Origin of the sequence: Marichromatium sp. AB31 (assembly GCF_003718685.1) — a bacterium.
Lineage (GTDB): Bacteria > Pseudomonadota > Gammaproteobacteria > Chromatiales > Chromatiaceae > Marichromatium > Marichromatium gracile.
Map to the genome: position 1 here is coordinate 79,964 of NZ_RHFI01000012.1, position 25,276 is coordinate 105,239.

The following is a 25,276-nucleotide window of genomic DNA, read 5'->3' on the forward strand; positions in this document are numbered from 1 at the left end:
CTGTTACTGCATCACCAGATCGGTGAACAGGACGCCCTCGATCCGTGCCGGCTCGCCGACCTTGATCAGCGCCGCGCTGAGCATCTCGGTGAGCGCCGCACGCAACGCGTCCTTGCCCTCAGGGGTGTTGAGCTGGGCATAGTCCTGCGCCGCCAGATGAGCCAGGAAGTCGTTGCGGATCATCGGCATGTGCTTCTCGATGGCGGCCGCCACCGCCTCGTCACGGGTCATCACCGTTACCCCGACACGGAGGAAGCGTACCGGCCCCTCGGCCGACAGATTGACCGTCATCGAGTCGAGCGGACGGTAGATCATCGGTCCCAGCGGAGCCGCCGGCGCTGCGGCGCCGGGCGCGACCATCTCGGTGCCCTGCTCGGCCGCCTCCTCACCCTCGGCCTCGGGATCATCGCCGCCCATCAGGAAGAAATAGGCCGCTCCCCCACCGCCGGCGAGGACCAGCACCACCAGCAGGATCAGGATGATCAGCTTCCACTTACCCGACGGTTTCGCGGCCTCGTCGGTCTCGGCCTTCTTGTTCTTCGCCATGGTTCACCCGAATTGACTGGCATCCGCGCGGGATGCGGATTGACTCCATCCGTGGAGCGGATCATGCCGCGATAGCGGAGACGACCAGGCGCGTCAGGATATTGACACCACTGGAGCGTCGAGCCTCGGGCACGCGCCGGACGCACGACGCGGCACCAGACCAGGCCGCGCGCCCGCACATCGGAGCAGTCTATCAAAGCCCGATGACTGGACGTAGGGAGGCGGGAACGGCGCTCGGCCGGGAGGACGGTAACGCCGCGATCAGACGAACAGATCGAGCCGTTGCGACAGGGCGCCGAGGGTGCTGTGGGTCAAGGGCTCGCCGGTCTCTCCCGGATCGCCACCACCCTCGCCACGACCGGCGCCACCGTCACGATCGGCCTGGGAACCGCGATCCTGTTGCTGCGGCGGCTGGTCGGCAATGGTCACCTCGCCGAGCGACATCCCCTCCTGGGCCAGCGAGTCGCGCAGCCGCGGCAATGCCGCCTCGAGCACCTCGCGGGCGACTGGGTTGGCGGCGAAGAACTGCACATTGGCCTTGTCGCCCTCCATCGCCACCCGTACCTCGAGCGCCCCCAGGCTCGGCGGGTGCAGCTTGATCTCGGCCGCATCCTCTCCGGCGCGAGCCAGCCACTGCATGCGCTCGACCAGCGCACGCTCGCCCCCCGGGCGCAGTAGCTGCTGGAAATCGAGCACCAGCGGGCGACTGGTCTCGGCGCCCGCCGGCTGAGTCGTCGCGCCGGTGCCGGTCGGCGCCGACACCGCAAGCCGCGAGTCCTGGTCTCGCTCCTGCTCGACAACCGAGGCGCCATCATGACCGCCCCAGCGCTGCAGCAGCTCGAACAACGCCTCGCGCGAGAATTCACGACTGCCGTCGATCTCCGGCTGGAGCGCACGCGTCAGCCCCGGCGACAACGACAGGGCCGCAAGATCAGCACCCTCGCCCGACCTCACCGCCCCCCTGAGCAAGGCCTCGGGATCGGCATCGCTGCCGTCCGTCGTCACCGACTGCAACAACGACCGCAGGACCGGCGCCAGCGTCTCGAGTCCGTCCTCGGTCGACGCCCCACCCCCCTGTTGCTGGAGCAGCGCCGTCAGGCTTGCACGCTCCGCCGCCGAGAGCTCGACGCTGCTCGTCTCGCCTCGCAGCAACCCCCGCAGCCGCGCCACCAGATCGTCGGCACCATCGGTGGTCGCGGCATCGAGCTGGGCCTGCAATGCGTTGAGCAGGGCCTCGCCGCGCCCCGCCATCTCCTCACCGGGCAGCCGCGCGCCAAGCGCCCGGCCCTGTCCGAGCGGAAGTTGCTGCAACGCGGCGAGCACCACGGCCTCCCCCGTGCTCGGCCCGCTGCCCGGGAGTGCGGGCGCGACCACGCCCCCGCTCGGGACGACAGCGCTCGGCAGCTCGGCGGGGAGTTGCTGGAGCAAGGCGACCAGCGAGGCGAGCGCCTCATCCGGGGTCTCGGCCCCCTGCAACTCGGAGTCGAGTTCTTCGAGGTCGACGCCCCAGCCCGAGAGCAGTTCGCGCAGCTGGCCCTCGAGCGCCTCGGTGAAGGCGCCGCCCTCCCCCGCGGGATCAACCGCCGCCGCCCCGGCCGTGGCGCCGGAGAGCAGCTGCAACAGGCCATATGGCTGTAACTGAGCTGTTTGCGCTTGCATGACCGCGATCCTCGCTATTGATGAAGGGGGCTTGCACCGCCCCGGCTAGGCGCCTGTCGCATCAGCGGGCCTCATTCCTGGTGACGCTGATCGAAGGCGCGCCGGGTCGCCCACATGTCCTGTTCGCGCTGCTGGCGACGCCCCTCCTGGAGCGCCTCCTGTTCACGACGTCGCTCGATCAGCTTGTCCAGCGACAGGCTCGCCTGATGGCGCTCGAGCCAGAACGCACGGGCCTGATCGACCTGTGCCTGAGCGGCATCGACACGCAGCTCCTGCTGATCGAGGGCCTCGCGCAGCTGATCGCGCATCCGCGCCAACTGCTTGAGCATGTTGACATCCTCCGGCACCAGGGCGTTCAGATAGTCGTTGAGATAGCGCTCGAGCTGCTCGCGCTGGGCCTCGACCTGGTTGAGGGTGTCGAGCCGCGCGGCGAGCCCCACCGCGGCCTCGTTCTCCTGCGCCTCGCGGATGCGCAGCAGGCGCTTGAAACGACGGATGCCGGCGCTCACGGCCCACCCCGCATCAGCGCGATCAGGCTGTCGCGGGCCTCCTCGAAGGTCACGCACTCGCTGCGCTGCTGGGCGAGATAGGCCTCGAGACGCGGGTACATCGCCACCGCCTCGTCGAGCTGGGGATCGGTGCCCTTGCGATAGGCGCCGACGGCGATCAGGTCGCGGTTGGCGGCATAGGTGGCCATCATGCCGCGAAAGCGCCGCGCCGCCTGTTCGTGTTCGGGGCTGATCAGCGCGCTCATCACCCGCGAGACCGAGGCGCCGACGTCGATCGCCGGATAGCGCCCGCTCTGGGCGATCTCGCGCGAGAGCACCACGTGCCCGTCGAGGATACCGCGCGCGGCGTCGACGATCGGGTCGTTCTGGTCGTCGCCCTCGGCGAGCACGGTGTAGAAGGCGGTGATCGAGCCGCCGCCCTTGTCACCGTTGCCGGCGCGCTCGACCAGCGCGGGCAGGCGCGCGAACACCGAGGCCGAGTAGCCCTTGGTCGCCGGTGGCTCGCCGATGGCCATGGAGATCTCGCGCGCGCCCTGGGCAAAACGCGTCAGCGAGTCCATCAGCAACAGCACGTCGAGCCCCTGGTCGCGGAAGTACTCGGCCACCGTGGTCGCCACCAGCGCGCCGTGCTGACGCAGCAGCGGCGACTGGTCGGCCGGCACCGCCACCACCACGGTGCGCCGGCGCGACTCGTCGTCGAGGATGTCGTGGATGAACTCGTTGACCTCGCGACCGCGCTCGCCGATCAGCCCGACGACGATGACGTCGGCGGCGGTGAACCGGGTCATCATCCCCAAGAGCACGCTCTTGCCCACGCCACTGCCGGCGAACAGCCCGAGGCGCTGACCGCGACCGACGGTGAGCAGTCCATTGAGGGTGCGCACGCCGACATCGAGCTGGGTGCGGATCGGGTCGCGGGTGAGCGGATTGATCGGGCGCCCGTCGATCGGCATCTCTTGCTGCGCGCGCAGCGGCCCGGCGCCGTCGAGCGGCTCACCGTTGGCGTCGATCACCCGCCCCAACAACTGCGGCCCGACGGCGATGCGCCGCTGCTGGTCGAGCGGCTCGATCCGCGCCCCCGGCACCAGTCCCTCGATCCGCCCCTCGGGCATCAGGAAGGTGCGCTCGCCCTGGAAGCCGACCACCTCGGCCGAGACCCGACCACCGCTGGCGGTATGGATGGCCGCGCGCCCGCCGACCGGTAGCCGGATCCCCTCGGCCTCGAGGGTCAGTCCGACCATCCGCGAGAGCTGCCCCTCGGGCTGGGGCGGCGCCACCTTGTCGATGCGCCGCCCCGATTGTGCCAGGCGTTCGCGCAACCCGCTGACCAGATCGCGGGTGCCCTGCTCGCGCAGTCCATCGATCAGCTCGCTCATCGCTGCTCGACCTCTTCATCGGCCAGTGCGACGTCTCCCGTCTCCGGCGCAGCGTCAACGTCGGTAACGGCAGCATCCACCGAAGCCGCCGGCGACAAGGACTCGGCGCCGTCGACCACTGGCTCGTCAGGCGCCGGTTCGACCTCCCCCCAGAGCGCCTCGACACTCTGACGCAACCGCTCCTCGAGGGTGGCGTCGATCCGACTCGGGCCACTCTCGATGGTGCACCCGCCACGGGCGACACCCGGGTCCGGGCGCCAGCTGATGCGCTCGTCACGGTCACGGGCATAGGCCTCGAGGATCTCCGCGTCCTCGGGGTTGATGCGCACGCGGATCTCGCGATTGCGCGAGGGCAGCTGCCCGAGCGCACTGCCGAGCACCCGGGCGACGTGTTCCGGGTGCTGCTCGAGCTCGGCCATCACCACCCGTCGCGCCATCGCCACCACCAGCGCCAGCAGCTCGGGCTCGAGCGCATCGGCGGCGGCGGCCAGGGGATCGGCGAGATCGCGGGCCACGCCCTCGAGGGCTTCGACCGTCTCGCGTACCTTCTTGTCGTAGCGCGCCCGGCCCTCCTTCTCCGCCTCACCCTGGCCGAGTTCGCGCCCCTCCTTGTAGCCGGATTCGAAACCGGCCTCGTAACCGGCATCACGCGCGGCCTGCTCGATCGCCTCGATCTCGGCGGCGGTCGGCAGATAACGCTCGGGTTCGGGCTCGACCTCGGGTTCGGGCTCGGGTTCGGGCGCGGGCGGCGGCGCGCCGACATCCGGCGGCTGCCAGCGTTGCACCGGCCCGTCGAGCAGGTCGGCATAGAGCACCGAAGATCCGGAGCCGCTCACACCATCTGCTCCCCGCCGGCCCCGCCGAGAACGATGTCACCGCTCTCGGAGAGTCGACGCGCCACGGCAAGGATCTCCTTCTGCGCCCCCTCGACGTCGCTCAACCGCACCGGCCCCTTGGCCTCGAGGTCCTCGCGCAGCATCTCGGCGGCGCGCTTGGACATGTTCTTGAAGATCTTGTCCTTGAGCGCGTCATCGGCGCCCTTGAGCGCAAGCACCAGCGAGTCGGTGGAGATCTCGCGCAGCAGGGTCTGGATACCGCGATCGTCGACGTCGACCAGGCTCTCGAAGACGAACATCAGCTCCTGGATGCGTTCGCCGAGGTCCTCGTCGACCTGGGTGACCCCGGACATCACGTTGGCGCTCTGCGAGGCGTCCATGAAGTTGAGGATGTCGGCGGCGGTCTTGACCCCGCCGACCATCGAGGACTTGGCGGTGTTCTTGCCCGAGAGCTGGCGCTCGAGGATCTCGTCGAGCTCGTGGAGCGCTGCGGGCTGGACGCCGTCGAGGGTGGCGATGCGCAGCACGATATCCGACTGCATCCGGTCGGGGAGATAGGAGAGGGTCTCGGCGGCCTGGTCGGCGTCGAGGTGCGAGAGCACGATGGCGACGATCTGCGGGTGTTCGTGACGGATCATCTCGGCGATGGCGCGCGGATCGAGCCACTTGAGCGCCTCGAGCCCCTTGGAGTTGCGACCGAGCAGGATGCGGTCGATCAGCCCCGAGGCCTTGTCCTCGCCGAGCGCGGAGTTGAGCACCGAGCGCACATAGTCCTCGGCGCCGATGCCGAGCGAGGTGTGCTCCATGGCCGTCTCCGAGAAACGTTTCAGCACATAGTCGATATCGGTGCGCGAGACCCGCTCGAGCGAGGCCATGGCGGTGCCGATCTTCTGCACCTCCTTCGGTCCCATGTGCTTGAGCACCTCGGCGGCTGGCCCCTCACCGATGCTCATCAGGAAGATTGCCACCTGCTCGGGGCCGGGGCGCTTGGACGGATCAGTTGCCATCTTCGTTCAGCCAGCTCTTCATCACCTGTGCCACGCGTTTCGGATCCTCTTTGACCAGCTCGCGCACCGCCTCGAGATCGACCTGCTGCTGATCCCCGTCCTTCGGCCCGGTGAGCGCGGCGATCGCCGCGCTCTGCTGGGTGATCGCCACGGTATCCTCGCCGAGCTCGCCCTCGCCGCCGGCCCCACCGCCCTCGCCCGACTGGTCCTCGAGCGCGGCGGCAGCCTCGTCGGCGGACGGCGGCGCGAGCTGACGTACCGCCGGACGCACGATGGTCAAGAGTACCATCAGCGCGAGGATCAGCCCGGCGCCGATCTTGGCCAGCTCGAGGAACCACGGCTGGGTCCAGACCGGCTCGGCGTCGGTGGTGTCGGCGGGCGTGAACGAGGCGGTGATCACGTTGAGCGAATCATTGCGCGCATCGTCGAACCCCACCGCCTCACGCACCAGCGCGCGAATGCTCGCCAGCTCCTCCTCCGTGCGCGGCACCCGCACCACCTCGCCTTCCTCGTTGAGCTCCTCGCGATAGTCGACCACCACCGCCGTCGACAGCCGGCGGATATTGCCCGGCATCTCGCGCACGTGCGAGATCGCGCGATCGATCTCGTAGTTGCGCGTCTTCTGCATGCTGCGACTGCTCGGCATCATCGGGTCGGCCACCGGCGCCGCGCCGACGGCGCCACCGGCCGGCGGCTGGTTGGTCAAGGCGCCGGGGATGCCGCCGATCGCCGGGTCGCTGCCGACGCGCTCCTGCTCGCTGAGCTGCTCGGAGCGCACCGCGGTGCGCTCGGGATCGAACGACTCCTGGGTGCGCTCGACGCGGGAGAAATCGATGTCCGCGGCCACCTGCACCCGCACCCCGTCGCGCCCGATGATCGGCACCAGCAGGGTCATCACCCGATCGACATAGCTGCTCTCGAGACGGCGGATGTAGTCGAGCTGGTCGGCCGAGGTCGACAACCCCATCTCGTCGTCGTTGCTGGTGAGCAGCCGACCGTGCTGGTCAACCACGGTGACCTGCTCGGGATCGAGCGCCGGGATGCTCGAGGACACCAGATGAACGATGGCTGCGACCTGGGTGTCGTTCAAGGCCCGGGTGCCGCGCAGATGGACCACCACCGAAGCGCTCGCCGGCTTGCGCTCGCGCACGAACACCGAGCGCTCGGGCAGCGCGAGATGAACCCGCGCACTCTCCACCGGATCGAGCGCCGCGATCGAGCGCGCCAGCTCGCCTTCGAGCGCACGCTGATGGCGCGCTCCTTCCATCAAGCGACTGGCGCCGAATCCCATGTCCTCCTGCAGCAGCTCGAAGCCGAAGTCCGAGGCGCGTGGCAGCCCCTGACCGGCGAGCAATAATCGGGTCTGGGCGATCTGGGCCTGGGGGATCTCGATCCGTCCGGAGAGTTCATCGATGCGGTAGGCCACGCCGAGCTGATCGAGCGCCTGAACCACCTCGGCCGCCTCGGCATTCTCCATCCGCGAGAACAGCGGCGCATAGGTCGGGCGCATCGCCCAGTAGAGGATGGCGCCAGCCACCACCAGACCACCGGCGATCATCCCCAGCAACGCGATCTGCCGACCCACCGGCAGTTCGTTGAAGGTCTTGATTCCAGTAGAAAAGGCGGCTGTCAGCGAAGACGCCATGGATGAATCTCTCCGTGGATCTGCGCGCCGTCAGCGCTCAGACCTGCATGCTCATGACTTCCTGGTACGCCGACAACAGCCGGTTGCGCACCTGATTGGTCGCCTCGAAGGCGAGACTCGACTTGTTCATCGCCACCATCACCTGCGGCAGACTGGTATTGGCCTCACCGAGCTCGAAACGGGTCTGCACCTGCTTGGCCTCCTGCTGCAACGCATTGACCGAGCGCAACGAATCGCGCAGCGCGGTGGCGAATTCACCGCCCTCGCTCGGCGCCGTCGGCTGCTGCGTCGCAGGCATGCTCCCCTCGACCCGTCCCGACTGCGAGAGCGCGCGCATCTGCTGCAAGACGTTCTGGATCTGCATGTCACTCACGTTCACAATCTCCCATCTCTTCAATCCACGTAATCCGGTTGGATACGCAGGTGCAGCGGCGTACCCGACCCTTGGACACGATTGGGATATTGCAAATTAAGTGCCAAAAACCTCAGGCATGGCGGCAGGGCCTGACGGACAAGGGCTGCGGCAGGATTGCGCAACCCCGGGCGCAGATGACGAGCAGCATCATCACCGACAGGACGTCGAATTCTTGACGGCCAATCTCGGTCTCCCGCTCGGCCGGGGGGGCTTTGCTAGTCGCCGCCGCGCCCCAGGCCGAACTTGCGCATGCGCTCGACCAGGGTGGTGCGACGCATGCCCAGACGTCGCGCGGCACGCGCCACCACCTGATCGTTCTGTTCCAGGGCGGTGACGATCATGCGGCGCTCGAGCTCGTTGAGATAGCCGCGCAACTCCACCCCCTCAGGCGGCAGGGCGCCTTCCTCGCACCCTCCGGGGAGCGCCGGGGCGGCGACCGGGGCCGGGGGCAACCCCTCAAGCACCTCGGCGGCCGCCTCGGGGCGAAAGCGCGGCGGCAGCTGCGCCAGGTCCACCGGCTCCCCCGGATAGAGGATCGCCAACTGCTCGAGCAGATTGGAGAGTTCGCGCACATTGCCCGGCCAGGGCAGCTGCGCGAGATAGGCGATGACCGCCGGGGTCAGCCGCGCGGTCTCCACCGACTGCGCGCGCAAGCGCTCCTCGAGCGCGCCGATCAGCAGCGGGATGTCGCTGCGCCGTTCGCGCAGCGCCGGCAACTCGATGGGAAAGACGTTGAGACGAAAGAACAGATCCTGGCGAAAGGCGCCGGCATCAACCGCCTCCTGGAGGTCTCGATGAGTGGCCGAGATGATCCGCGCCTGGGCCTGGATCGGCTTGTTGGAGCCGACCCGCTCGAAGGTTCGCTCCTCGAGCACGCGCAACAACTTGACCTGCATCGGCAGCGGCATGTCGCCGATCTCGTCGAGAAACAGCACGCCATCGGCGGCGAGCTCGAAGCGCCCGGTGCGAGCGGTGAAGGCCCCGGTGAAGGCCCCCTTCTCGTGACCGAACAGCTCGCTCTCGAGCAGGTCGGGCGGGATGGCGCCACAGTTGACGGCGACGAAGGGCTTGTCGCACCGCGACGAGGCGGCATGGATCGCGCGCGCCACCACCTCCTTGCCGGAGCCGGTCTCGCCGAGGATGAGCACCGTGGCATCGCTGTTGGCGACCTGGGTGATGGCGCGCTTGACCCCACGCATGATCGGATGGGCGCCGACCAGGCCCTCGATCCCGGACGTCTCGACGGCATCGGTCGCGTCCGCCCGTAACCACTGCAACACCGCCAGCACCCGCCCGACAACAGGCGGCTCGTCGACCACACAGACATGCCCGGGCAGCGCCTCGCGGGCACCGTCGAGCGGCTGACAGATCAGTGGCAGGGAGGGTGGACGGACACGCTCGAGCTGCTCGGCCAGACGCGCCCCCGGCGCGCACAGCCAGAGTGCTGCGAGTGACATCGTGTCGAGTTCGTCGAGGGCCTCGAGTGGCTGCACCTCGCAGCCGAGGAACTCCAGGATGTGTCCGGTCCTGTCGCGCGCCGGCTGATCACCGAACACACCGATCCGCACGCGTTGCTCAAATGGGTTGCCCTCGCTCGGCATCGTAAACGCAATCCTTCCGCGGTGAACGCAGCCCCGCGCTCGTGACACTCGCGCCCGCGACACGCGGAAGGCGAGCAGACGGCCGCCGAACCGGCTTGCTGTTTGCTCCGGAGAGGGCGCATCGCGATTCTTGATGGAGCGACGAGTTTCTAACGTCCGCGTCGGCCACTGTCAAGCACGCAGACCCCATGGTGCGACCGAAGGCGCGCTATCGCCGCGCCCGCGCCACTGCGCGCCGGTGCATCCGAAACACCCAACGCCCCAGCGCCTCGCGCAGCCCGTCATCACTGAACCGCCAGCGCGCGCCCATCGCACCATCGAGTTCGCAGACCGTCTCGAGCCCGAGCACCAGCGGCTGGGCGAAGGCTGTCGAGGGGTAGAGCTCGAGCCGATCATCGGCAGTATCGAGCAGCGCGGCGGGCAACACCACCCCCTCGGCACTCAGGGTCGCGCTCACCGGCGCCGGGAGTTGCGCCTGCATCCAGGTCGAGAGCAGCTGCATCAGCAGGTCGACCTTCGCCTCGAGTCGCTGCAGCTCCAGCGAGGGCGTCTCGTCGCGCCCGCCACGGCCACCGTCTTCGAGCATCGCGATGGCATCGAGCAGCCGAACCCCCGACTCCGCCGGGGTCGGGGGGCGACGGCTCGGCGCCAGCGCCAGCACCAGGGTGATGGCCAGGCCGTCGCCCAGCACGCCCCGCCATGCGGCGGGAATGGCGGCATCGGTCGAGCCGTGTCGATCGTGCATCTTCGCTCCTTTGGGATCGAACTCGGGACTTGCTGGACGACACGCCCTGCGTCATGGTCGAGATCGCGAGGCTTCGGCTAAGATAGCGCCGACCCATGGCGCATCGTGCCCACCCCGGGGCCGGCGCCATCCCGATAGGCAGAACCGGAGTCGACCGTCATGCTCTCCAGCATCGAGAATCACTATGAACGCCTGGTCGCCGCGCGTATCAGCGAGCTGCTCGCCGAGCGCGGCGAAGCCTTCGACGCAGACTACTTTGACGATCTCGCCTGTGTCGCGCTCAATTATCTGCCGCCGCGCTACGTACGCCACAGCATCGACTTCGCCTCGCACCAGAGCGATGAGGAACGCTCGCGCATGGCCGAGGAGGTCGCCGACGCCGTGGCCTTCGCCTTCGAGACCACCCGCCGCCGCCGCACACCGCGGCCCCACGAGGAAGACTGACCCCGACAGCGAGGCTCAGGCCTCGGCGTCGAACGACCCGCGCGTCGGCGCCGCCGGCCCGGGATCCAGCGCCGCGCTCAAGCGCGCCTCCCCGCTCGTCTGCGAGGTCGTGGAGGCGGGTTCGGCGGTGTGCTCGCCGGCCTCGAGTGCGAGACGGACGCGGGCGCCGATCTCGCCACCCAGCACTGCGCCGTCGCGCGCCTGTTCGTCGCTCGGGCGGCGCGGGCCGACCGCCTCGGGATCGTTGACCGGACGTGTCGACTCGGGGCGCGTGGCCACCCGCCCGAGCCCAAGCCGCTCCGACATGCTCGGACGCGCACCGGTGGGGACGAAGGGAACCGAAACCGGGACATCGATCATGGTGCTCACTCCTGCGCTGACGCTGAACCAACACGCCTTGCGACATCCTTTTCGTCTGCCCACAGTATAGGGGAACCGGCCCGGGGACGACGTGGCCGCGGTTGAATCACGCCACGCGGCAGCCATGTCATGGAACATGATGGCCGACCAGGACCCGCGCCAGCAGCTGCGCGTGGTCACCTACAATATCCACGGCGGGATCGGCCGCGACGGTCGCCGCGACCTCGGACGCATTGCCACGGTGCTGCGCGCGCTCGATGCCGACCTGATCGCACTCCAGGAGGTCGACTCGACCCCGACAGCACACGCGCCCTCGGCACAGATGCACGAGCTGGCGCAACTCGGCGACTATCACGCCATTCCCGGTCCGACCATCCTCACCCACGATCGCCACTACGGCAACGCCCTGCTCACCCGGCTGCCGGTCATCGCACTCACCTGTCTTGACCTCAGCGAACGCCGGCGCGAGCCGCGCGGAGCCATCGTCGCCGACCTGCGCACCGCGCACGGCACCCCGCTGCGCTGTCTCGCCACCCATCTCGGGCTGAAGACCCGGGAGCGACGCCGCCAGGTCGAACGCCTGCGCCCCTGGATCAGCGACTCACCCGCCCCCCTGGTGGTACTGGGCGACTTCAACACCTGGTGGCCGCTGGCGCGCACCGAACGCCAGCTCTCCCGGCTGCTCGGGCCCACCCCGAGGCTCGCCAGCTTCCCCGCCGCCTGGCCACTGCTCGCGCTCGATCGCGTCTGGACCCGACCGGCGGGACTGTTGCAGCGACTCGAACGCAGCCGCGACCCACGGGCCCGCATCGCCTCCGACCACCTGCCGCTCTACGCAGAACTGGCGCTGCCGCGCGCCACCCGAACAGGATGACCCCCCGATGGAACGTCACACGCCCAACCCATTGCTGGTACCCGGCGAGACCTGCTGGCAGATCACCGGCACCCGCCGTCTGGCTCCACTGATCGATGGCGAACGCTACTTCGCCACCCTGCGTCGGGCACTGATCAATGCCCGGCATCGCATCCTGATCCTCGGCTGGGACCTGCACAGTCAGCTCGAGCTGGTGCGCGAGGACCCCGGCGACGGGCTGCCGACCCGACTCGGCGAGCTGCTCCATGCCCTGCTCGAACGCACCCCCGGGCTCGAGGCCTGGATCCTGCTTTGGGACTATGCGCCGATCTACGCGCTCGAGCGTGAACCGCTGCTCTTCGGCATCCACCCCTGGCGCCAGCACCCTCGCCTGCACTTCGCCCTCGATGACAATCATCCGCTGGCGGCCAGTCACCACCAGAAGCTGGTGGTCATCGACGACGCACTGGCCTTCTGCGGCGGCTTCGACCTCGGCAAGTGGCGCTGGGACAGCAGCGCGCACCAGGCCGAGGATGCCCGCCGACGCGATCCCGACGGCAAGCCCTACCCGCCCTTCCACGACCTGCAATTGATGGTCGACGGCGAGAGCGCCGGCGCACTCGCCGAGCTGGCGCGCGCGCGCTGGGCGCGCTGCGGCGAGGAGACGCCCGCGCCGAGCCCACCACCGGTACACGATCCCTGGCCCGAAGGGGTCGCTGCGCTGCTGCGCGACCAACCCTGCGCCATCGCCCGCACCCAGCCGCAGCAACCGGCGCGCGACGACCAGGCACCGGAGCGGGAGGTGCGCGAGGTCGAGCAGCTCTATCTGGCGTTGTTCGCACGCGCCGAGCGGCTGATCTATCTCGAGAACCAGTACCTGACCTCGACCACCCTGTGCAGCGCGCTGTGCGAACGCCTCGGCGAGGCGCACGGCCCGGAGGTGGTGATCGTGCTGCCGCGCGAGACCGGCGCCTGGCTCGAACAGCACACCATGGACATACTTCGCGCCCGCCAGCTCGAGCGCCTGCGCGAGGCCGATCGGCACGCTCGACTGCGCGTCTACCACCCCGAGGTCCCCGGCCTCGAGAGCGGCTGCCTGATGGTCCACGCCAAGCTGGCGATCGTCGACGACCGCTGGTTGCGGGTCGGATCGGCCAATCTCAGCAATCGATCGATGGGGTTGGATACTGAGTGCGACCTCTGTCTCGAGGTCACCGACGAGGAGGGACGGGCACGCATCGCCGCGCTGCGCCGCGAACTCATCGGCAACCTGCTCGACTGCGAGCCGCAACACCTGGCAAGCGCCGAACGGGAGGCCGGCGGACTGATCGGGGCAATCGAAGCGATCCGCGCCGACGCCCCTCCGGGGCGCAAGACCCTGACCCCGCTGGAGGGCGCCGTCGACCCGGAGTGGGAACGCCAGCTCCCCGACGAGCGGCTGATCGACCCCAAGCGCCCACTCAACGTCCTCGATGTCGGCGACGCCGTGCTCGGGCGTCGTCATCTGCCGCACGCGCGGCGCCGACTCAGATTCGGGATCGCGCTGGTCGTGCTGCTCGCCGCGCTGGCGATCCTCTGGCGCTGGAGCGGCCTGGGCGAATCACTCGATCCGCAGCAGCTCGCCGAGCAACTGACCGATCAGCTCCACGCCCCCTGGGGGCCGGCGCTGTTGCTCGCGGGTTTCGTCGTCGGCAGTCTGCTGGCGATCCCGGTGACCCTGCTGATCCTGGTCACCGCGCTGGTCTACGGCCCCCTGGCCGGGGCCAGCTATGCCCTGCTCGGCTCGCTGCTCGCGGCGCTGGCGGCCTACGGGCTCGGTGCCTATCTCGGTCGACCCGCCGTCAACCGGCTCGCCGGCGGACGCATCCACCGCCTCAGCGAGCGCCTGGCACGGCGCGGCATCCTCACCATCATCGCCGTGCGCATCGTCCCGGTCGCCCCCTTCACCCTGCTCAACCTGCTCGCCGGGGCCTCGCACATCCGCCTGCGTGACTACGCCATCGGCACCCTGATCGGGATGCTGCCCGGGGTGGCGACGATGGCGGTGTTCGCCGAGGGGTTGATGGCGTTGCTGCGCCGCGCCGGTCCCGAGCAGTTCCTGCTGCTCACCCTGGCACTGGCGCTGATCGTCGGGCTGACCCTGCTCGCCCGACGCCTGCTGACGGTGTTCGTCGAGCAACGCTGAGCGCTCGCCGCGACAGTGTTCCGACCGAGCTCAGCCGCGCCCGGGGTCGGTGGCGATCGCCGCCAGCAGCTGTCCCTGGAGGACCTCGGCGCGCGCCAGCGACACCTCGAGTATCTCGATCTCGGTCTCATCGCGCAGCGCGACATCGAGGGTGCGGCACAACCGCTGTAGCTCGACGAACCCCAGGGTCCCGGCGACACCGCTCAATGCATGTGCGAGCCGCCGCGCCTGATCGCGATCACCCGACTGCAACGCCCGGCGTAGCTTGGCGAGATCCTCGCGATGATGCTCCGCGTACATGCCGACCAGTCGCGTATAGACCTCGCGCTTGCCATGCAGGCTCCTGAGGGCGAAGCTCAGATCGACATGACCGAGCTGGGCGAGCCGCTCCAGGACGTCGCCGGTGGCGACCTGTTCGTCCCCCTGCTCCAGCACCACAGCGCCCGCAGCGACGGCGCCCGATGGGGGCGCGCTCGGTGTCTCGGTCATGGTGCGCGAGAGCCAGTCGAGCAGGGTGGCATAGAGGGTCTGGGGGTCGACCGGCTTGGAGACATGACCGTTCATCCCCGCCGCCTCGCAACGGCGCCGGTCGTCATCATAGGCATTGGCGGTCATCGCGATGATCGGTCGCTCCTCCCAGCCGGGCAACCGGCGCAACCGCCGGGTGGCCTCGAGTCCGTCCATCTCGGGCATCTGCAGATCCATCAGGACCAAATCATAGTGAACCCGCCGCGCCATGGTCACCGCCTCGCGGCCATTGTCGGCGACGTCGACCTCCAGCCCGACATCCTTGAGGATCTCGGCGGCGACCTCCTGGTTGACCTGGTTGTCTTCCACCAGCAGCACCCGGGCACCACGATGGCGTTCGCTCAGATGCGCCGCGGCATCCCCTTCCTCGCGTGGCACACCGAGTTCGATCGGATCCTGGTTCTCGGCCTGACCGAGCCAGGCGGTGAACCAGAAGGTGCTGCCCTTGCCGGAAACGCTCTCGACCCCGGTCTGGCCTCCCATCATCAAGGCCAGCCGGCGAGTGATCGCCAACCCCAGCCCACTGCCCGAATAGCGACGGGTGGCGGAATTGTCGACCTGGGTGAAGGGCTGGAACAGCTGCTTGAGATCGGCGGGCTCGATGCCGATCCCGGTATCGGTGACGGCAAAACGGATCAACAGGCGTCTGCCACGGGTCTCGAGGACCTCGGCACGCAGCAGGATGCGGCCCTCGTGGGTGAACTTGATCGCATTGCCCAGATAGTTGAGCAACGCCTGGCGCAGTCGCGTACTGTCGCCATGGAGCACCGCCGGCAGCCCTTCGGCCTCGCAGTCGAGTGCCAGCCCCTTGGCCGCGGCCTGCGCCTGGACCAACGCCTCGACCTGGTTGAACAGCTCGGCGATGGCGAAGTCATGGGTCTCCAGCGTGAGCTTGCCCGCCTCGATCTTGGAGACGTCGAGGATGTCGTTGATGATCGACAGCAGGTGGTTGGCCGCCCCCTTGATCTTGGCCAGGGTGGCACGTTGCTGCGGCGTTGCCATCTCGCGCCCGAGCAGATAGGTCAGCCCGAGGATGGCGTTCATCGGCGAGCGGATCTCGTGACTCATGTTGGCGAGGAAGGCGCTCTTGGCCCGGCTGGCCTCCTCGGCGCGCTCACGCGCCTCGGAGAGCTGACGGGTGCGCGCCGCGACCAGCTCCTCGAGATGATCGCGATAGCGCTCGAGCTCCTCGGCGATGCGCTTCTTCTCGGTGACGTCCTCCTTGACCGCGACATAGTGGGTGATGCGCCCGTCGGGTTGACGGATCGGCGCGATCACCGCCATCTCGATGTATTCGCTGCCATCCTGACGACGGTTGACGAACTCGCCGCGCCACACCTCGCCACGGGCCAGCGTCGCCCAGAGGTCGCGATAGGTCGAGCGCGGCGTGCGCCCCGACTGCAGGATGCGCGGGTTGGCGCCGATCAGCGCCTCGCGGGCATAGCCGCTGTTGTGCACGAAGGCCTCGTTGACATACTCGATGGTGCCATCGGGGTCGGTGATGGCGATGCTCTCCGGGCTCTGCTCGATCGCCAGGGAGAGCTTGCGGATATGTTCCTCGGCGGCCTTGCGCTCGCTCAGGTCGATGTCGACGCAATACATCTGCGGCTCGCCGTCCGGGCCGCGCAACATCACGTGACTGGAGAAGACGTGCGCCGGCGAGCCATCGGCGCGACGCAGGGTCATCTCCCCGGCCGGCGGGACCGGGGCACCGTGGACCCAGGAGTCGACCGCGCTGATCACATAGTGACGCAGCGCGTCGGGAATGATCAGGTCCTCGAGCTTGACGCCGAGCGCCTCGGCCGGGCGGTAGCCGTAGAGCACCTCGCTTGCCGGGTTCCAGTAGATCACCCGACGGTTGCGATCATAGCCCTGCACCGAGATCGCCTCGACCTGCTCGAACAAGGCGTGGAACCGGGTTTCGGTATCCCAGGCCGCCTCGGCGGCGCGGCGACGCTCGGTGACATCGCGCGCACTGCCGAGCAGCGCGAACCGCCGCCCCTGCTCATCGCACAGCGGCGCACAGCTGATCTCGAACCAGCGCGACTCACCGCCACCGGGACGCTCGAGACGCTGGTCGCGGCGCGACTCGCCCCCGTCACCGAGCACCGCCGCGGCCTGCTCGCCGAGCGCGGCGGCAAAGGACGGCGGAAACAGGTCGGCCTCGGTGCACCCGATCACCTGCTCGGCGGCGATGCCGAAATGCTGCTCGAAGGCGGGATTGCAATACAGATAGCGGCCATCCAGATCCTTGACCCAGGTGGGATCGGGGAGCTGGCGCACCAGGTTCTCGAAAAAGGCCTCGGCGTTCGCGGCCTTACCGGCCCCACGCTCGCCAAGTCGGAAAAGCCATGCCATGGACTTGTCGGAAATCGCTCGATCCGTTGTTGCAAGACTCGCGCGCCTGCCGCCAGTCACGACGGGCAGGAGGTGTCGCGCACGCCCGGGTCGTCAACGTGATGTTCGTCTCCGACGACTTGCCCCACGTCACACGCTGGCGATCTCGCCCACCCCGATCAACGCGTGACGCGCCCTCCGTGACAGCGCACCCGCCGTGGTCTCTCGGCAGCATGCGCCTTGGCCATCCTTAAAGTCAGACCCCTTCGTTACATCCGGCCCGAGGGGCCGGGGTCGCTCACCTGTTTCTGGCGGCCAGCGCCGTGCTTGTCAAGCCTGGGGAGGCGCCATTCGTCTGCCCGAACACCCCCGACAGCAGGTCTGGGGAATCGGCCCGGAGGTCTACAATCGCATGTTTCGACGAGGAAAACACGACCGCCGGATGACCGTCGGCAACGCCCCACAGGGCCACCGTTCGAGCACCGACCAGACCATTGTCAACTGGAGCCATCGAGACGCAGCTGATACCATCGACTGAGAGCAGGCCCGAGGCATCCGCCCCGCGCCAGACCAGCACGGAGACCCTCAAGGTGACCCAAACCCTGGTTCGCTACTCCAAGGTCGTCGAGATCGTCGGAGACATCCTCAAGGTGAGGGTCCCGAGCCGCGGCGGCAACACTCAGACCCGTGTCGCCTTCGACGATCTGGCGCTGGTCGAGGACCCCGGTGGCTTCAGCTCGCTGGCGCGCGCCATCCGCATCGACCGCGACCTGGTCTCGCTGCAGGTCTTCGCCGGCACCAAGGGGCTCTCCACCGAGGCCTCGGTACGCTTCCTCGGGCACCCGATGCAGGTCACCTACTCGGCCAACATCCTCGGGCGGGTATTCCGTGGCGACGGCGAGCCCCTCGACACCGCCCCCGACCTCTCCCAGGACCCCAAGCTCGACATCGGTGGTCCGCCGGCCAACCCCGCGCGCCGACTGCTCGCCTCGAAGATGATCCGCACCGACGTGCCGATGATCGACGTCTTCAACTCGTTGGTCGAGAGCCAGAAGATCCCCATCTTCTCGGTCGCCGGTGAGCCTTACAACCAGCTGCTCGCGCGCATCGGCATCCAGGCCGACGCCGACATCGTGGTGTTCGGTGGCCTCGGGCTGATCTTCGACGACTATCACTACTTCCTGCGTCGCTTCGAGGATGCCGGGGTGTTCGCCCGCACGGTGATGTTCGTCAACCTCGCCTCCGACCCGGTGGTCGAGCGGCTGCTGGTGCCGGACATGGCGCTGGCGGTGGCCGAGCGCTTCGCCGTCGAGGAGGGCAAGCGGGTGCTGGTGCTCCTGACCGACATGACCGCCTATGCCGACGCCATGAAGGAGGTCGGTATCGCGATGGAGTCTGTCCCCTCGAACCGAGGCTACATGGGCGACCTCTACTCCCAGCTCGCGCGCCGCTACGAGAAGGCCGCCGACTACAAGGACGGCGGCTCACTGACCATCCTCTCGGTCACCACCATGCCCGGCGACGACGTCACCCATCCGGTCCCGGACAATACCGGCTACATCACCGAGGGGCAGTTCTATCTGCACGACGGCGCCATCGACCCCTTCGGTTCACTCTCGCGACTCAAGCAGCATGTCATTGGCAAGGTCACCCGCGAGGACCACGGCCAGATCATGAACACCATGATCCGCTTCTACTCCGGCGCCCGCGACGCCGAGCAGAAACAGGCGATGGCCTTCGAACTCTCCGAGTTCGACCACCGCCTGCTCAGGTTCGGTCGGCTGTTTCGCGAGCGCTTCATGAACATCGAGGTCAGCCTGCCGCTCGAGGCCGCGCTCGATCTCTGCTGGCAGACCCTGGCCGAGTGCTTCGAGCCCGCGGACCTGTTGATGAAGCAACAGCTCATCGACAAGTACTTCCCCCGCCTCGACGACCCGCACGACGCGGTCGCCTGACCCCGGGAGCGCGGCCATGGCACGACTGAGCCTGAGCAAGTCATCGCTGGCCAAGCAACAGCGCCAGCTGCAGACCTTCGAGCGCTATCTGCCCTCGCTCGATCTCAAGCGCCGCCAGCTACTCGCCGAGCGCGCCCGCGCCCAGGACGAGCGCACCGCGCTCGAGCAAGCCATCGCCACCCTGCGCGAACAGGTGCGCGAACAGCTGCCGATGCTCGCCAACACCGAGATCCCGCTGGCCGGACTGACCCGCGTCACCCAGATCCGCATCGACGAGGAGAATCGCATGGGCACCCGGCTGCCGCGGCTCGTCGGAGTCGACTTCGACCGTGTCGACTACGGCTGCCTGAGCCGCCCGCACTGGGTCGATCCACTGGTCGAGCGGCTCGAACAGATGCTCGAACTGCGCATCCGACTGCGTCTGCAGCAACAGCGCGTGACCCTGCTCGAGACCGCAGTGCGCAAGGTCACCCAGCGCGTCAACCTGTTCGAGAAGGTGCTGATCCCACGCACCCGCGCCCATATCAAGCGCATCCGCGTCGCCCTCTCCGACGCCGAGCGCGCCGCCGTGGTGCGTTCCAAGATCGCCAAGGCCAAGCGTCAACGGGGAGGTCTGGCATGAGCATCATGACGATGCGCCGCGTCACCCTGGCCGGACTCGCGGCCGACAAGGACGCGGTGCTCGAGCAGCTCCAGCAGCTCGGTTGCATGCACCTGGTCGAACTCGGCGCTCACCCCAGAGAGCCCGAGCGCACCCCCTCGCCCCATGCCCTGGAGGCGCGCAAGGCGCTGCGCCATCTGCGCGAGGTGCCGGACAAACGCCGCCAGGTCCGCGAGCCGACCGACTTCGACCTCGCCGCGACCATCACCCAGGTGCTCGACAACCAGCAGCGGCTGCGCGACATCAGCGATCGCCGCGACGCCCTGCGCCAGCGCCTCGCCGAACTCGAGCCCTGGGGCGAGTTCAGCCTCCCCGAGCCGGCGGCGCTCGCCGGACGCAAGCTGTGGTTCTACATCCTGCCGCTGCGTCAGCTCGACGCCCTCGCCCGACTCGAACTGCCCTGGCAGATCGTCCATCGCGACCATCGTCAGGCCTGGGTGGTGGTGATCGCCGAGCGCGAACCGCCGGCCGACGCCCTGCCGGTGGCGCGTACCCACACCGGCGCGTTCAGTCGCTCCGAGGTCGCGCGCCGGCTCGAACGCGCCGAGATCGAACTCGAGGCGGTGATCGCCGAGCGTCACGCGCTCACCCGCTGGATCTATCTGCTCTCCTCGCATCTCGCCGAGGCCGAGGACCAGGCCGGGCTCAACTACGCCCGCGCCCAGACCTATGACGACGAGGCGCTGTTCCTGGTCCAGGGCTGGGTCGCGCTCGAGGACTGCCCCGGCGTGCAGGCGCTGGCCGACCAGCTCGGCCTCGCGTTGCTGCTCGAGGCCCCGGGCGCGGATGATCAACCACCGACCCGGCTCGACAATCCGGCCCCGGTGGCCGCCGGTCAGGACCTGGTCGGCTTCTACCAGATGCCGGCCTATCGCAGCTGGGACCCGTCGCGGGTGCTGTTCTTCTCCTTCACCCTGTTCTTCGCGATGATCCTCTCCGACGCCGGCTACGCGCTGGTGCTCGGCGCCGCGCTGGCACTCGGCTGGCGCCGCCTCGGGCGCAGCGAGACCAGGGGGCGGCTGCGCCTGCTCGCGCTCGCGTTGTGCGGCGGGGCGCTGCTCTGGGGGATCCTGGTGGGGAGCTACTTCGGCGTCACGCCAGCGCCCGATGGGCTGCTCGGCCAGCTCAGGGTCTTCGATCTCGACGACTTCGCCACCATGATGTGGCTGTCGGTGGCGATCGGCGTGCTCCACCTGGTGCTGGCCAATGTCGAACGCGCGCTGAGCAGCGCTCCCGGGGCCGAGCGCCGTATCGCGCTCGCCTGGATCGCCGCCCTGCTCGGCGGCTTCGCGCTGTGGAGCGGCACCGGCCCGAGCGGACCACTCTGGCTCGCCACCCTCGGCCAGTGGCTGCTCGGCGGCGGCCTGATCGCGCTCTTCACGCTCGGCAGCGACCGTCCGATACGCAGCCCGACCTCGGCGTTGCTACGTGTGCTCGACGGTCTGCGCCAACTGGTGCGCGTCACCCAGGCCTTCGGTGACGTGCTCTCCTATCTGCGCCTGTTCGCGCTGGGGTTGGCCTCGGCCTCGCTCGCGCTGACCTTCAACGAGCTGGCGCGCGACGTCCAGCAGGGCCAGCCCGGACTCGGACTGCTGCTCTCGATCCTCATCCTCCTCGTCGGTCACGTCCTCAACCTCGCGCTCTGTCTGATGAGCGGCGTGGTGCACGGACTGCGTCTGAACTTCATCGAGTTCTACAACTGGGCGCTGGCCGGCGAGGGCTATCCCTTCAAGCCCTTCAAGAAGACGGAGCTGAGCGAATGAACGAACTGGTGATTGCACTGGGTTGGGCGGGGCTGTGCGGTGCCATGGCGCTCGGCGCCATCGGCAGCATCATCGGCTGCGCGATCGCCGGTCAGGCGGCGATCGGCGCCATGGTCGACACCGATTCCGGCTACGGCCGCTATATCGGCATCTCGGTGATGCCCTCCTCCCAGGTCATCTACGGCATCGTGATCATGTTCACCCTGCAGCGCGAGGTCACCGTCGACACCGCCCCGGCGCTGTTCGGCATCGGCATCCTCGCCGGCTTGGCGCTGCTGTTCTCGGCGGTACGCCAGGGCCAGGCCTGTGCCTCGGCGATCCACGCGAGCAAGACCAAGCCCGAGATCTTCGGTCTGTCGCTGGCCCCGGCGGCGATCGTCGAGGGCTTCGCGGTGTTCGCCTTCGTCTTCGCGCTGGTGCTCGCCGGCGGCATCCCGGCCTGAACCGGGGGGAGCTGAACAGATGACCACCACAGACAGCGGCATCCCCGAGGGGCTCGCCTCCTCCGGTATCGAGACCCTGATCGCGCGGCTGCGCGAGGAAGGGGTGAGCGCCGGGCGCGACCAGGCCGGCGAGATCGAGCGCGCCGCGCGCCGTCAGGCCGGCGAGATCGAGCGCGCCGCCAATGAGCGCGCCGCGGCCATCGTCGAGGAGGCACGGCGCGAGGCCGAGGCCCTGCGCAAGGGCGGCGAGGAGGCGTTGCGCATCGCCATGCGCGACACCGTGCTGCGGCTCAAGTCCGAGCTCTCCGACCGCTTCAGCGACGAGGTCAAGCGGCTGATCGCCGCCGAGCTCGAACAGCAGAGCTTCCTCCAACAGTTGATCCTCGAGGTCGGTCGCGCCGCACGCGAGGAGGCCGGCATCGATGCCGGCCAGGCGGTCGACATCCAGCTGCCCAAGGCGCTGGTCGGCCCCGAGGAGTTGCGGCGCAACCCGCTGGAACTGCGCGAGGGCTCGCTGTCGCACTTCGTGCTCTCGATCGCCGGCAACGTGCTCGCCGAGGGCGTGACCTTCAGCGTCGGCGACGACGACAGCCAGGGCATCCGTCTCTCGCTGCGCGACCAGGACGTGCAGATCGACCTCACCGACGACAAGGTCGCGGCGCTGCTGCTCGCCCACCTCCAGCCTCGCTTCCGCGCCATCCTCGAGGGGATGGTGAAGTAGCGGGGTGGCGCCATGACCGACTCACACCGTTACGCCATGCTGCTGAGCGCACTGCCGGCGCACGGGGCGCTGTTCACCGCGCGCCAGACGCCGCTCTCGCGCATCCGTCTCGAACAGCGCCTGACCCAGCTCGACGCCGAGGACGCGCGCACCCTGCGCACCCTGCGCACCCTGATCGAATGGGCCGAGCAGGACCCGCACAGCAGCGACCAGGCCGTCCTCGAGCGCGCCCGGCGGCAGATCCCCACCCTGCCCGACCCCTTCGCCCGCGACCTCGCCGACTGGCGACTGGAGATGCGCACGCTGATCTGCGCGCTGCGCCGTCGCCATCGTGGCGAGCCGCCGCCGAGCGAGCGGCGCTGGGGGTACGGGCGCTGGACCGAACAGGTGCGCCGCCACTGGAACGAACCGGCGTTCCGGCTCGAACGCGCCTGCCCCTGGCTGCCGGAGGCCGCGCGCCGTCTCGACCAGGGCGATGCCATCGGCGTCGAGCGACTGCTGCTGAGGACGGTCTGGGAGCATCTCGAACGACTCCACGACGGCCACCACTTCGACTTCGCCGCGGTGATCATCTACGCGCTGCGCTGGGATCTGGTGGCCCGCTGGACCAGCTATCACCACGAGCGCGCACTGGCGCGCTTCGATGACCTGATCGAGACCGCGCTCGACGGGGTCGAACTCACCCCCGAGGCGGCGGCCTGAGCGCGCCGCGCCGATCGCCCGACCTTGCCGAAGAGGAACCCGCAATGGATGACGCGCTGACACCCCAGGTCCAGGCCGACTCGCCCGCCCGGGTGGTCTCGGTCCAGGAGAGCCTGGCCACCATCGAGGCCGGCTGGCGCAACGGTACGCGCCTGCCGCTGAAGAAGAACGAGGTGGTGTTCATCCGCCCCGAGCGCAGCGACGGGGAGCGACTCAAGTCCGAGGTGCTGCGGGTGCGCGGCGAGTTCGCCGACGTGCAGGTGTTCGAGGACACCCGCGGGGTGAGCATCGGCGATCCGGTGGAGCAGTCCGATGAGCTGCTCTCGGTCGAGCTCGGCCCGGGACTGCTCGGCGAGGTCTACGACGGCCTGCAGAACCCGCTGGAGAAGATCGCCATCACCCATGGCGTGTTCCTGCCGCGCGGGGTCGATCTCGACGCCCTCGATCGCAACCGCAAGTGGTCCTTCGTGCCGCTGGTCCAGCACGGCGCGCGGCTGCGCGCCGGCGGGGTGCTCGGCACCGTCCAGGAGGGACGCTACACCCACAAGATCATGGTGCCCTTCGATCAGGAGGGCGAGGTCGAGGTGACCTGGATCCAGGAGGGCAGTATCACCGTCGACACCCCGGTGGCGCGCATCCGCGACCGGCGCGGCCACGAGCGCTCGCTCGATCTCATCCAGCGCTGGCCGGTACGCCGCGCGCTCACCGAGCACATGCTGCGCACGCGCACCACCGAGCGGCTCTATCCGGACGAGCCGATGACCACCAGCATCCGTCTGATCGACACCTTCTTTCCCATCGCCCGCGGCGGCACCGGCTGCATCCCCGGCCCCTTCGGCGCCGGCAAGACGGTGCTCCAACACCTGCTGGCCAAGCACGCCGCCGTCGACATCGTGATCGTGGTCGCCTGCGGCGAGCGCGCCGGCGAGGTGGTCGAGACCATCAGCGAGTTCCCCCAGCTCTCCGACCCCAAGACCGGCGGCTCGCTGATGGATCGCACCATCATCATCTGCAACACCTCGTCGATGCCGGTGGCCTCGCGCGAGGCCTCGATCTACACCGGCATCACCCTCGGCGAGTACTACCGCCAGATGGGCTATCAGGTGCTGCTGCTGGCCGACTCCACCTCGCGCTGGGCGCAGGCGATGCGCGAGACCTCCGGGCGGCTCGAGGAGATCCCCGGCGAGGAGGCCTTCCCCGCCTATCTCGACTCGGCGATCCGCAGCGTCTACGAGCGCGCCGGGGTGGTGCGCACCGCCGACGCCAGCGTCGGCAGCCTGACCATGATCGGCACCGTCTCGCCGGCCGGGGGCAACTTCGAGGAACCGGTCACCCAGTCGACCCTGAGCACCGTCAAGTGCTTCCTCGGACTGTCCTACGATCGCGCCTACAAGCGCTTCTATCCGGCGATCGACCCGTTGATCTCCTGGTCACGCTATCTCGGCCAGCTCGCCCCCTGGTACGAACAACATCTCGGTGCCGACTGGAACCGTCGGGTCGAGGCGATGCAGCAGCTCCTGGTCCGTGGCGAGGCGGTGCAGCAGATGATGCAGGTCACCGGCGAGGAGGGCGTGACCACCGAGGACTACGTCACCTACCAGCAGGCGCTGCTGCTCGACATGACCTTCCTCCAGCAGGACGCCTTCGACGCGGTCGACGCGGCGGTACCACTGGCGCGCCAGCGCCAGATCTTCGAGCTGATCGACAGCCTGATCGGGCGTGAGCGCGCCTTTACCGACAAGGACGCCGCGCGCGCCTTCTTCACCCGGCTCACCGCGCTACTGAAGAACCTCAACTACGCCGCCCAGGACTCGCACGACTTCACCCGCCTGCTCGAGGAGATCGCCGCGCTCGACGAGGACACCCCGGTCGCACTGGCGGCGACCGGCTGAGTCCTTACGCCGGGTCGCGGTCCTCGCCGACGCCGGGCAGGGTGAAATAGACCTCGACCCGGCGATTGCGCGCGCGCGACGCGGCATCGATCT

General features: G+C 68.9%; 22 protein-coding genes. 10 read left to right on the forward strand and 12 right to left on the reverse strand.

The annotated features are described in order from the left end of the window. Window positions 1-3 precede the first annotated feature (3 nt). The 10 genes from fliL to EBL84_RS10795 all read right to left on the reverse strand — a co-directional run bounded on the left by fliL (window position 4) and on the right by EBL84_RS10795 (window position 10,339). Entirely contained in the window at window positions 4-546 is a 543-nt protein-coding gene (gene fliL, locus EBL84_RS10750) for a flagellar basal body-associated protein FliL (RefSeq protein WP_123140809.1), read from the reverse strand. Window positions 547-807: 261 nt separating this feature from the next. After that, entirely contained in the window at window positions 808-2,205 is a 1,398-nt protein-coding gene (locus EBL84_RS10755) for a flagellar hook-length control protein FliK (RefSeq protein ID WP_123140810.1), read from the reverse strand. Window positions 2,206-2,276: 71 nt separating this feature from the next. Beyond that, window positions 2,277-2,714 (reverse strand): flagellar export protein FliJ, encoded by a 438-nt coding sequence (gene fliJ, locus EBL84_RS10760; protein WP_123140811.1) that lies wholly within the window; start codon window positions 2,712-2,714, stop codon window positions 2,277-2,279. Beyond that, window positions 2,711-4,090 (reverse strand): flagellar protein export ATPase FliI, encoded by a 1,380-nt coding sequence (gene fliI / locus EBL84_RS10765; protein WP_123140812.1) that lies wholly within the window; start codon window positions 4,088-4,090, stop codon window positions 2,711-2,713. The genes fliJ and fliI overlap by 4 nt, the downstream gene beginning before the upstream one ends. Then, window positions 4,087-4,926: a FliH/SctL family protein gene (locus EBL84_RS10770; protein WP_123140813.1), complete on the reverse strand. Its 840-nt coding sequence runs from the start codon at window positions 4,924-4,926 to the stop codon at window positions 4,087-4,089. Before EBL84_RS10770 ends, fliI begins: the two co-directional genes overlap by 4 nt. Continuing rightward, window positions 4,923-5,933, reverse strand: a complete 1,011-nt coding sequence (gene fliG / locus EBL84_RS10775; protein WP_123140814.1) for a flagellar motor switch protein FliG — start codon at window positions 5,931-5,933, stop codon at window positions 4,923-4,925. Before fliG ends, EBL84_RS10770 begins: the two co-directional genes overlap by 4 nt. Next, window positions 5,923-7,578, reverse strand: a complete 1,656-nt coding sequence (gene fliF / locus EBL84_RS10780; RefSeq protein ID WP_123140815.1) for a flagellar basal-body MS-ring/collar protein FliF — start codon at window positions 7,576-7,578, stop codon at window positions 5,923-5,925. The genes fliG and fliF overlap by 11 nt, the downstream gene beginning before the upstream one ends. 37 nt (window positions 7,579-7,615) lie before the next feature. Continuing rightward, window positions 7,616-7,951: a flagellar hook-basal body complex protein FliE gene (gene fliE, locus EBL84_RS10785; RefSeq protein ID WP_123140831.1), complete on the reverse strand. Its 336-nt coding sequence runs from the start codon at window positions 7,949-7,951 to the stop codon at window positions 7,616-7,618. 257 nt (window positions 7,952-8,208) lie between these two features. Continuing rightward, the gene (locus EBL84_RS10790; protein WP_123140816.1) at window positions 8,209-9,594 is read right to left on the reverse strand and encodes a sigma-54-dependent Fis family transcriptional regulator; all 1,386 of its coding nucleotides are present in this window, start codon (window positions 9,592-9,594) and stop codon (window positions 8,209-8,211) included. A gap of 208 nt (window positions 9,595-9,802) precedes the next feature. Next, window positions 9,803-10,339: a PilZ domain-containing protein gene (locus tag EBL84_RS10795; protein ID WP_123140817.1), complete on the reverse strand. Its 537-nt coding sequence runs from the start codon at window positions 10,337-10,339 to the stop codon at window positions 9,803-9,805. Window positions 10,340-10,498: 159 nt separating this feature from the next. Here EBL84_RS10795 and EBL84_RS10800 point away from each other — a divergent pair, with 159 nt between their 5' ends. Then, on the forward strand, window positions 10,499-10,783 hold the full coding sequence (locus tag EBL84_RS10800; protein WP_123140818.1) for a late competence development ComFB family protein: 285 nt from the start codon (window positions 10,499-10,501) through the stop codon (window positions 10,781-10,783). A 15-nt stretch (window positions 10,784-10,798) separates the two neighbouring features. On the opposite strand, the gene EBL84_RS10805 is transcribed toward EBL84_RS10800, so the two are convergent. Further along, window positions 10,799-11,143, reverse strand: coding sequence for a hypothetical protein (locus tag EBL84_RS10805; protein WP_123140819.1), 345 nt, complete (start codon window positions 11,141-11,143; stop codon window positions 10,799-10,801). Window positions 11,144-11,267: 124 nt separating this feature from the next. Here EBL84_RS10805 and EBL84_RS10810 point away from each other — a divergent pair, with 124 nt between their 5' ends. Together EBL84_RS10810 and EBL84_RS10815 are read left to right on the forward strand one after the other, a co-directional pair. Beyond that, window positions 11,268-12,017 carry an endonuclease/exonuclease/phosphatase family protein gene (locus tag EBL84_RS10810; protein WP_123140820.1) on the forward strand — a complete coding sequence of 250 codons (750 nt, stop codon included), beginning with the start codon at window positions 11,268-11,270 and terminating at the stop codon, window positions 12,015-12,017. Between the two features lie 7 nt (window positions 12,018-12,024). Further along, window positions 12,025-14,181, forward strand: a complete 2,157-nt coding sequence (locus tag EBL84_RS10815) for a VTT domain-containing protein (protein WP_123140821.1) — start codon at window positions 12,025-12,027, stop codon at window positions 14,179-14,181. A gap of 30 nt (window positions 14,182-14,211) precedes the next feature. On the opposite strand, the gene EBL84_RS10820 is transcribed toward EBL84_RS10815, so the two are convergent. Then, window positions 14,212-17,067: a PAS domain-containing hybrid sensor histidine kinase/response regulator gene (locus EBL84_RS10820; RefSeq protein ID WP_123140822.1), complete on the reverse strand. Its 2,856-nt coding sequence runs from the start codon at window positions 17,065-17,067 to the stop codon at window positions 14,212-14,214. A gap of 569 nt (window positions 17,068-17,636) precedes the next feature. Here EBL84_RS10820 and EBL84_RS10825 point away from each other — a divergent pair. From EBL84_RS10825 to EBL84_RS10855, 7 genes are read left to right on the forward strand one after another with little or no spacing between them, the layout of a single operon-like run. Continuing rightward, entirely contained in the window at window positions 17,637-19,001 is a 1,365-nt protein-coding gene (locus tag EBL84_RS10825; RefSeq protein ID WP_123140823.1) for a V-type ATP synthase subunit B, read from the forward strand. A 16-nt stretch (window positions 19,002-19,017) separates the two neighbouring features. Beyond that, the gene (locus EBL84_RS10830; protein WP_123140824.1) at window positions 19,018-19,623 is read left to right on the forward strand and encodes a V-type ATP synthase subunit D; all 606 of its coding nucleotides are present in this window, start codon (window positions 19,018-19,020) and stop codon (window positions 19,621-19,623) included. Next, entirely contained in the window at window positions 19,620-21,425 is a 1,806-nt protein-coding gene (locus EBL84_RS10835) for a V-type ATP synthase subunit I (RefSeq protein WP_123140825.1), read from the forward strand. The genes EBL84_RS10830 and EBL84_RS10835 overlap by 4 nt, the downstream gene beginning before the upstream one ends. Continuing rightward, entirely contained in the window at window positions 21,422-21,868 is a 447-nt protein-coding gene (locus tag EBL84_RS10840; RefSeq protein ID WP_005224595.1) for an ATP synthase subunit C, read from the forward strand. The genes EBL84_RS10835 and EBL84_RS10840 overlap by 4 nt, the downstream gene beginning before the upstream one ends. Window positions 21,869-21,887: 19 nt before the next feature. Further along, window positions 21,888-22,589: a hypothetical protein gene (locus tag EBL84_RS10845; RefSeq protein WP_123140826.1), complete on the forward strand. Its 702-nt coding sequence runs from the start codon at window positions 21,888-21,890 to the stop codon at window positions 22,587-22,589. Between the two features lie 12 nt (window positions 22,590-22,601). Further along, window positions 22,602-23,291 carry a hypothetical protein gene (locus EBL84_RS10850; RefSeq protein ID WP_123140827.1) on the forward strand — a complete coding sequence of 230 codons (690 nt, stop codon included), beginning with the start codon at window positions 22,602-22,604 and terminating at the stop codon, window positions 23,289-23,291. Between the two features lie 44 nt (window positions 23,292-23,335). Continuing rightward, window positions 23,336-25,183 carry a V-type ATP synthase subunit A gene (locus EBL84_RS10855; RefSeq protein WP_123140828.1) on the forward strand — a complete coding sequence of 616 codons (1,848 nt, stop codon included), beginning with the start codon at window positions 23,336-23,338 and terminating at the stop codon, window positions 25,181-25,183. The last annotated feature ends 93 nt before the right edge of the window (window positions 25,184-25,276 follow it).

Bases quoted from the DNA above. Each gene is read 5' to 3' on its own strand.
- fliL (WP_123140809.1), bottom strand. From the start codon at position 546: ATGGCGAAGAACAAGAAGGCCGAGACCGACGAGGCCGCGAAACCGTCG.
- EBL84_RS10755 (WP_123140810.1), bottom strand. From the start codon at position 2,205: ATGCAAGCGCAAACAGCTCAGTTACAGCCATATGGCCTGTTGCAGCTG.
- fliI (WP_123140812.1), bottom strand. From the start codon at position 4,090: ATGAGCGAGCTGATCGATGGACTGCGCGAGCAGGGCACCCGCGATCTG.
- fliG (WP_123140814.1), bottom strand. From the start codon at position 5,933: ATGGCAACTGATCCGTCCAAGCGCCCCGGCCCCGAGCAGGTGGCAATC.
- fliF (WP_123140815.1), bottom strand. From the start codon at position 7,578: ATGGCGTCTTCGCTGACAGCCGCCTTTTCTACTGGAATCAAGACCTTC.
- EBL84_RS10790 (WP_123140816.1), bottom strand. From the start codon at position 9,594: ATGCCGAGCGAGGGCAACCCATTTGAGCAACGCGTGCGGATCGGTGTG.
- EBL84_RS10795 (WP_123140817.1), bottom strand. From the start codon at position 10,339: ATGCACGATCGACACGGCTCGACCGATGCCGCCATTCCCGCCGCATGG.
- EBL84_RS10800 (WP_123140818.1), top strand. From the start codon at position 10,499: ATGCTCTCCAGCATCGAGAATCACTATGAACGCCTGGTCGCCGCGCGT.
- EBL84_RS10805 (WP_123140819.1), bottom strand. From the start codon at position 11,143: ATGATCGATGTCCCGGTTTCGGTTCCCTTCGTCCCCACCGGTGCGCGT.
- EBL84_RS10810 (WP_123140820.1), top strand. From the start codon at position 11,268: ATGTCATGGAACATGATGGCCGACCAGGACCCGCGCCAGCAGCTGCGC.
- EBL84_RS10815 (WP_123140821.1), top strand. From the start codon at position 12,025: ATGGAACGTCACACGCCCAACCCATTGCTGGTACCCGGCGAGACCTGC.
- EBL84_RS10820 (WP_123140822.1), bottom strand. From the start codon at position 17,067: ATGGCATGGCTTTTCCGACTTGGCGAGCGTGGGGCCGGTAAGGCCGCG.
- EBL84_RS10830 (WP_123140824.1), top strand. From the start codon at position 19,018: ATGGCACGACTGAGCCTGAGCAAGTCATCGCTGGCCAAGCAACAGCGC.
- EBL84_RS10835 (WP_123140825.1), top strand. From the start codon at position 19,620: ATGAGCATCATGACGATGCGCCGCGTCACCCTGGCCGGACTCGCGGCC.
- EBL84_RS10840 (WP_005224595.1), top strand. From the start codon at position 21,422: ATGAACGAACTGGTGATTGCACTGGGTTGGGCGGGGCTGTGCGGTGCC.
- EBL84_RS10845 (WP_123140826.1), top strand. From the start codon at position 21,888: ATGACCACCACAGACAGCGGCATCCCCGAGGGGCTCGCCTCCTCCGGT.
- EBL84_RS10850 (WP_123140827.1), top strand. From the start codon at position 22,602: ATGACCGACTCACACCGTTACGCCATGCTGCTGAGCGCACTGCCGGCG.
- EBL84_RS10855 (WP_123140828.1), top strand. From the start codon at position 23,336: ATGGATGACGCGCTGACACCCCAGGTCCAGGCCGACTCGCCCGCCCGG.